The following is a 6,781-nucleotide window of genomic DNA, read 5'->3' on the forward strand; positions in this document are numbered from 1 at the left end:
GCGACCACCCGGCGGCCGGATCACTTGGTCGGTCGACCGCCGGTGACCCCCAGGATCTCGCCGGTCACGTAGCTGGACTCCTGGGAGGCGAAGAAGACGTACGCCGGCGCCAGCTCCGCCGGTTGACCGGGGCGGCCCTCCGGGGTGTCGGTGCCGAACTGCTTCACCTTCTCCTTCGGCATCGTCGACGGGATCAACGGCGTCCAGACCGGGCCGGGAGCCACCGCGTTGACCCGGATTCCCTGCTCGGCGAGGTCGGCCGCGAGAGCCTTGGTGAAGTTGGCGATCCCCGCCTTGGTGGTGGCGTAGTCCAGCAACTGCGGCGACGGGTCGAACGCCTGGATCGACGCCGTGTTGATGATCGCCGAGCCCTCCGCCAGGTGGGGGATGGCGGCCTTGCACAGCCAGAACATGGCGTACAGGTTGGTCTTGAGCACCCGGTCGAACTGCTCGGTGCTGATCCCGAGGATGCCCTTGTCCTGCGACATCTGGTACGCCGCGTTGTTCACCAGGATGTCGATCCCGCCCAGGTCACGCACCGCCCGGTCGACGAGCTCCTGACAGTGCGCCTCGTCGGTGATGTCGCCGCGCACCGCAATGCCGCGCCGACCGGCGTCCTCGACGAGCCGGACGGTCTCGCGGGCGTCGGCGTCCTCCTGGGCACTGAGGTACGAGATGAGCACGTCGGCGCCCTCACGGGCGAACGCGATAGCCACGGCCCGACCGATCCCCGAGTCACCTCCGGTGATCAGTGCCCGCTTGCCGTCCAGCCTCCCGCTCCCCCGGTACGACTCCTCACCGTGGTCCGGCTTCGGCGTCATCTCCCCCGTCGAACCGGGCGGCGACTGCTGCTGGCCCGGCGAACCGGACTGCTGGCCGTACTGGCTGGTCGGGTCCTGCTGGGTGTGCTGGTCCTCGCTCACCGACATCTCCTCGCACTGTGCGGACTACTCCCCCGTGACCTCGTCCAGAACGCCCTACCCTGCAACGACCTGCGGAAACCGGGGCTGGCGTGGCGCAAGTGACAGGCGCTGGTTATGGTGCGCGAGGCGCTCACGAGGCGCGTCCACCCCCATGGAAAGGCACGTCATGACCTCTGGATCCGGCCCGTCGCGTCGCCAGGTGCTCGCGGTCGCCGCCGCGGCGGCGACCGCCCCGCTGATCGCCGCCGCCCCCGCGCAGGCGGCCGGCGCCGCCCGGTCGCGCACCTGGGACCTCACCCTCCTGGGCACGTCGGACACGCACGGCAACGTCTACAACTGGGACTACTACCGCGACGCCGAGTACGACGACAGCAAGCACAACGACATCGGCGTCGCGAAGCTGGCGACCCTGATCAACCAGATCCGCGCCGAGCGGCGCGGCAAGGCCACGCTGGTCCTCGACGCCGGCGACACCATCCAGGGCACTCCCCTCGCCACGTACTACGCCAAGCAGGAGCCGATCACCGCCACCGGCGAGAAGCACCCGATGGCCCGCGCCATGAACGTCATCGACTACGACGCCGTGACGCTGGGCAACCACGAGTTCAACTACGGCCTGCCGCTGCTGGACCTGTGGATCCGTCAACTCGGCTTCCCGGCGCTCGCCGCGAACGCGATCAACGCGAAGACCGGCAAGCCCGCCTTCCTGCCGTACGTCATCAAGAAGGTCTCCCTCGGCTTCGCGGCGCCGACCCTGCGGGTCGGCATCCTCGGCCTGACCAACCCCGGCGTGGCCATCTGGGACAAGGGCAACGTCGAGGGCAGGCTGCGCTTCGACGACATGGTGGCGACCGCCGCGAAGTGGGTGCCGATCATGCGGGCGCGCGGCGCGGACCTCGTGCTGATCTCCGCACACGGCGGCGACAGCGGCACCTCCAGCTACGGCCCGGAGCTGCCCAACGAGAACCCGGTGGCCCTGATCGCCCAGCAGGTGCCCGGGATCGACGCGATCCTCTTCGGGCACGCCCACAACGAGGTGGTCGAGCGGTTCGTCACCAACGAGCGGACCGGCGCGCAGGTGCTGCTCTCCGAGCCGTCGAAGTGGGGCCAGCGGCTCACCCGGATGGACTTCACCCTCGCCCGTGAGCGTGGCCGCTGGACGATCACCAAGAAGGCCGCCACCATGCTGAACACCAACTCGGTGGTCGAGGACCCGAAGGTCCTGGCCGCGGTGCGCACCCAACACCAGAAGACAGTGGCGTACGTGAACCAGGTGGTCGCGCAGTCCACCGTGGAGTTGTCGGCGGCGGAGTCGCGGTACAAGGACACGCCGATCCTGGACTTCATCAACCACGTGCAGACCGAGGTCGTCGACGCGGCGCTGGCCGGCACCGCGTACGCCGACCTGCCGGTGCTGTCGATCGCGGCGCCGTTCAGCCGTACCGCTGTCTTCCCCGCCGGCGACGTCAAGATCCGTGACGTGGCCGGGTTGTACGTGTACGACAACACCCTCGAGGCGGTCGTGCTCAGCGGCGCCGAGGTCCGGGCGTACCTGGAGTACTCGGCGAAGTACTTCCGCACCCTCGCCCCGGGAGCCCCCGTGGACCCGGAGCAGATCAGCGACCCGGCCGTGCCGGACTACAACTACGACGTGATCTCCGGCCTGGACTACGACATCGACATCTCCAAGCCGGTCGGCCAGCGGATCACCCGGCTGGTGCTGCCCGGCACCGACACCCCTGTGGCGGACGACGCGCAGTTCGTGGTGGCGGTGAACAACTACCGGCGCAGCGGCGGCGGCAACTTCCCCGGCATCGTGAAGACCCAGGTCTACAACGCGCAGCAGGAGATCCGCCAGCTGCTGATCGACTGGGCGCAGGCCAAGGGGACGATCAACCCGGACGACTTCTTCCAGCCGAACTGGCGACTGGTACGCGAGGGCGTGCCGGTCTTCTGACCGCAGAACGTCGGCGGGCCGTGGGTGGCGACACCCCGGCCCGCCCGTTCGTCTCCCGGCCTGGCCCGTTCCGGTCTCAGCCCTGCACGTTCCAGCGGATCGGGTCCTCGGCCTTCTCCGGCCGGTCCCGCCCCGGATCGGTCTCGGTCAGCGCGACGCGCTCGTCCGGGCGTACGGCGGGCGGCAACTCCCCGAACCGGATGTGGCGCAGGAACGCGTACTCGTCCTCGGTGAACGGCTGCTCGGCCATCGGCACCCCCTCCTACTCCGCCATTGTCTGACGGCCGGTCGCCCGCGGCACCGGTCTGTCGGCTGACGGTCCATCGGCTGTCGGTGCGAGCCGACACACCGCGTAAGGCATCCTAGGATCCTGGGTGTATGGCGTGGGCCGATGCGCCATCGGCAGGCGTTGGTCAGGGGTGGATGCTGGCGGCCGGCCGGCGCGGGGCGGGCAGCCGGTCCAGCACCGCGAGCGCCGCCCGGACCGGTCGACGTCGCAGCATGTCGTCGAAGCTCGCCCGCCCTTGACAGAACCGGACGAACATCCGCCAACCCGGCGGGGTCGCCAACAGGGCGTGGAAGACCTCCGGTCGGCGGGTGAACAGGTCGAGCAGCCGGAACCCCGCCCGCATCTCCGGCGTCAGGCGCTCGGTCACCGCCCGCTCGTACCCGGCCAGGTCACCGTCGGCGACCGCCGCGCCGGCCATCTCCCCGGAGCGCAGCGCGAAGCTGATGCCCTCGCGGCTCCACGGCTCCAGCAGCCCGGCGGCATCCCCCACCACCAGCACACTGCCGTTGCGCAGAGGGGAGTCCTCGGCGCGGCAACGGGTCAGGTGACCCGAGTCGTGCTCCGCCGGCAGCCCGGTCAGCCCCAACCGGTCGACGAACTGCCGCAGGTAGGCCCGCGTCCCCTCCCCCGCGCCCCGACCCGCGATCACACCGACCGTCAAGCGGTCGCCCTTCGGAAACACCCAGGCGTACGAACCCGGCATCGCACCCCAGTCCAACAGCAGCCGCCCGCGCCAGCGCTCCTGCTCGGCGGGCGGCACCGGCACCTCCAACTCCAGCCCCAGGTCCACCTGCCGGTAGCGCACACCCACATGTCGGGCGGTCACCCCCGAGGAACCGTCCGCGCCGATCACCGTGCGGGCCGTGAGCGTCGTACCGTCGGCCAACCGCAGGCGTACCCCCTCGGGGTCCTGCTCGATCGCGCGGACCGCGACCTGCTCGCGCATCTGCGCGCCGGCGGCCACCGCCGCCGCGCGCAGCCGGTCGTCGAACTCCTCGCGGCGCACCATGGTCACCACCGGACTGCCGTTGCGGCGGGTGAACTCACGCCGGCCGTCGCGGGTGAACGTCACCCGGTCCACCCGGTCGTGCGCGGGCACCTCGATGCGGCCGCGCACGGCCGCCAGCGACGTGCCGATCAGCCCACCGCCGCACGTCTTGTACCGCGGGTGCGCGGCCCGCTCGACAACCAGCGTACGAACGCCGGCGCGGGCCGCGGCGTGTGCCGCGGAGAGTCCGGCGGGGCCGGCGCCGACGACGACGAGATCCCAGACGATCACGGTTGCAGCCTAGGGCACCCTCCGCCGGGCGGCCCCGGCACGGCGCGCTGCCAACCGCCCGATCGGGTGGGCATCTTCGGTCAGGCACGGGGTAACCGGCCTGGCGCGACCGTCCGCGCCGAGCGGGCGGGCAAAGGAGGAGATCATGCAGCGGGTGCAGCTGTCGGACGTCGAGCAGCGCGTGTACCAGGCGGTCACCGCCCTCGAAGCACGTGGCCAGGTGCCCTATCCGGAACTGATCGCCGAGGGATCCGGTCTGACCGAGGAGCAGGTGCACACTCCACTGCACCAACTCACCGAGAAGGGCCTGCTGCACCGCGAGGACTCGCCGATGGCCGGCCTCGACTTCGGCCCCCGATTCTGCGCCCGCCAGATGGCGTGACCCCCGACGATTGGCCCCCGCCTGCCGGGGTAGCGGTCAGGGATGCATGATCGACCGTCAACGGGGGGCACCATGAGCGCGGCGCGCGAGCCGCAGCCGGTCGACGCGGCGGAGAACCGCCGGCGCTGGCAGGCCGTCGGGGTCGGGCTGGTCGCCGCGTTCATGACGCTGCTCGACGTGAGCATCGTCAACGTCGCGGTGCCCTCCATCGACCGGGCGCTGCACGCCTCCCCGAGCGACCTGCAGTGGGTCCTCTCCGGTTACGCGCTGACCTTCGGGCTGGTGCTCGTACCGGCCGGCCGCTTCGGTGACTTCCGCGGACGGCGCAACGCGTTCGTCTTCGGCATCGCGCTGTTCACCCTGACCAGCGCGCTCGCCGGCCTGGCCACCTCCCCCACCTGGCTGGTCGCCGCCCGACTGCTCCAGGGCGCCGCCGCCGGCATCATCAACCCACAGGTGATCGGGTTGATCCAACAGCTGTTCCGAGGGCCGGAACGAGCCCGCCCGTTCGGTATCCTCGGCGCCACCATCGGCATCTCCACCGCCGTCGGGCCGCTGCTCGGCGGGCTGCTCATCGCCCTCGGCGGAGAGGAGCACGGCTGGCGGTGGGTCTTCTTCGTCAACGTGCCGGTCGGCATCGTCGCGGTGATCCTCGGGTGGCGGCTGCTGCCCGGTCGACCCGACGGCCAGCCCGGCCGACGCCGGCTCGACCCGATCGGTGTGCTGCTGCTCGGCGTCGGCGTGGTGCTGATCCTGCTGCCACTCGTCCAGGAACAGCAGTGGCGTACGCCGTGGAAGTGGGCGCTCATCCCCGCTGGCCTGGCGGTGCTTGTCGCCTTCGGGCTGTGGGAACGGCGGTACGCGCGGCACCACGAACCCCTGTTCGACCTGCACCTGTTCAGCTTCCAGTCGTACACGCTCGGAGCGCTCATCGCGCTCGTCTACTTCGGTGGATTCACCGCGATCTTCTTCATCTTCACCCTGTTCCTGCAGAACGGGCTCGGCTACAGCGCGCTCGTCGCCGGTCTCGCCATCACCCCGTTCGCGCTCGGGTCCGCCGCCGCGTCCGCACTCGGGGGACGCATCGTCAACCGCTTCGGTCGTCCCCTGGTCGCCATCGGACTGCTCGCCGTGGTGATCGGTCTGGCCGCCACAGTGCTCGCACTGCACCTCGCGCCGGACGCCCCCGCGCCCTGGGTCACCGCCGCGCCGCTGCTCGTCGCCGGCATCGGCAGCGGACTGGTCATCGCCCCCAACCAGACGCTCACCCTCGCCCAGGTGCCGGTCGACCAGGCAGGCAGCGGAGCCGGCATGCTCCAGACCGGCCAGCGGATCGGAGCGGCGGCCGGCATCGCCGCGGTCGGCTCGATGTTCTTCTCCTCGCTCGCCGACAATCGCGGCAACTGGACGTCGGCCTTCGAGAAATCGCTCCTGCTCGCCACGGGGATCATCGCGCTCGCGCTGGTAGCCGCGCTGATCGACATCTTCCGCGGCAACCACGACTGAAAAACCCCGGGGGTACGCGCGCCGCCCGACCCGACGCGCCACAGAGGCCGACATGCCGCCCGGCCCGACGGGCCAGCATGCCGGTCGGGCCGACGCGCCCCACGGGCCGTCATGCCAGTCGCCGGTCAGTCACTGGCCGGGCACAACAACGCCTGACGCCGGCCGCCCCTAGATCTTGGACAGTTTCCGTCAGCTGGTGACGGGAACTGTCCAAGATCTCTCTCGGGCACGACGATGGCCGGCACCCCGGGGTTCGGGGTGCCGGCCGGGTATGCCGATGGCCGGCACCCGTTGTCGGGTGCCGGCCATCGGTCGGTGCGGTGGGTCAGCTGTTCCAGTGCTGGGCGACGAGGTCGGTGGCCTGCTGCTCCCACTGGGCGTACGCGTCGGGGTAGGCCGAGACCTGCACGGTCTGCGCGGCGTCGGTCAGGGGCATGTCCTGCCA

6 protein-coding genes are annotated in these 6,781 nt (G+C 70.9%); 3 read left to right on the forward strand and 3 right to left on the reverse strand.

Annotation, left to right across the window (positions count from 1 at the left end):
• Nucleotides 1-20 precede the first annotated feature (20 nt).
• Complete coding sequence (locus AB0B39_RS28700; protein ID WP_357499112.1) at nt 21-923, reverse strand: SDR family oxidoreductase; 903 nt, start codon at nt 921-923, stop codon at nt 21-23.
• A 166-nt stretch (nt 924-1,089) separates the two neighbouring features.
• Between AB0B39_RS28700 and AB0B39_RS28705 the strand changes: the two genes are divergently transcribed.
• Nucleotides 1,090-2,880, forward strand: coding sequence for a 5'-nucleotidase C-terminal domain-containing protein (locus tag AB0B39_RS28705; RefSeq protein WP_357499110.1), 1,791 nt, complete (start codon nt 1,090-1,092; stop codon nt 2,878-2,880).
• A 76-nt stretch (nt 2,881-2,956) separates the two neighbouring features.
• Here AB0B39_RS28705 and AB0B39_RS28710 read toward each other — a convergent pair whose 3' ends face one another.
• Both AB0B39_RS28710 and AB0B39_RS28715 read right to left on the reverse strand, forming a co-directional pair.
• The gene (locus AB0B39_RS28710; protein WP_234591432.1) at nt 2,957-3,130 is read right to left on the reverse strand and encodes a hypothetical protein; all 174 of its coding nucleotides are present in this window, start codon (nt 3,128-3,130) and stop codon (nt 2,957-2,959) included.
• Nucleotides 3,131-3,293: 163 nt separating this feature from the next.
• Complete coding sequence (locus AB0B39_RS28715) at nt 3,294-4,448, reverse strand: geranylgeranyl reductase family protein (protein WP_357575871.1); 1,155 nt, start codon at nt 4,446-4,448, stop codon at nt 3,294-3,296.
• A 145-nt stretch (nt 4,449-4,593) separates the two neighbouring features.
• Between AB0B39_RS28715 and AB0B39_RS28720 the strand changes: the two genes are divergently transcribed.
• Both AB0B39_RS28720 and AB0B39_RS28725 read left to right on the forward strand, forming a co-directional pair.
• Entirely contained in the window at nt 4,594-4,830 is a 237-nt protein-coding gene (locus AB0B39_RS28720) for a hypothetical protein (protein ID WP_234591430.1), read from the forward strand.
• A 42-nt stretch (nt 4,831-4,872) separates the two neighbouring features.
• The gene (locus tag AB0B39_RS28725) at nt 4,873-6,336 is read left to right on the forward strand and encodes an MFS transporter (RefSeq protein ID WP_357575872.1); all 1,464 of its coding nucleotides are present in this window, start codon (nt 4,873-4,875) and stop codon (nt 6,334-6,336) included.
• Nucleotides 6,337-6,781 lie beyond the last annotated feature (445 nt).

This window comes from Micromonospora sp. NPDC049114, from assembly GCF_040648635.1.
Classification (GTDB): Bacteria; Actinomycetota; Actinomycetes; order Mycobacteriales; family Micromonosporaceae; genus Micromonospora.

Coding starts and splice junctions, on each gene's coding strand:
- AB0B39_RS28705 (WP_357499110.1), top strand. CDS start 1,090: ATGACCTCTGGATCCGGCCCGTCGCGTCGCCAGGTGCTCGCGGTCGCC.
- AB0B39_RS28710 (WP_234591432.1), bottom strand. CDS start 3,130: ATGGCCGAGCAGCCGTTCACCGAGGACGAGTACGCGTTCCTGCGCCAC.
- AB0B39_RS28725 (WP_357575872.1), top strand. CDS start 4,873: ATGCATGATCGACCGTCAACGGGGGGCACCATGAGCGCGGCGCGCGAG.
- AB0B39_RS28720 (WP_234591430.1), top strand. CDS start 4,594: ATGCAGCGGGTGCAGCTGTCGGACGTCGAGCAGCGCGTGTACCAGGCG.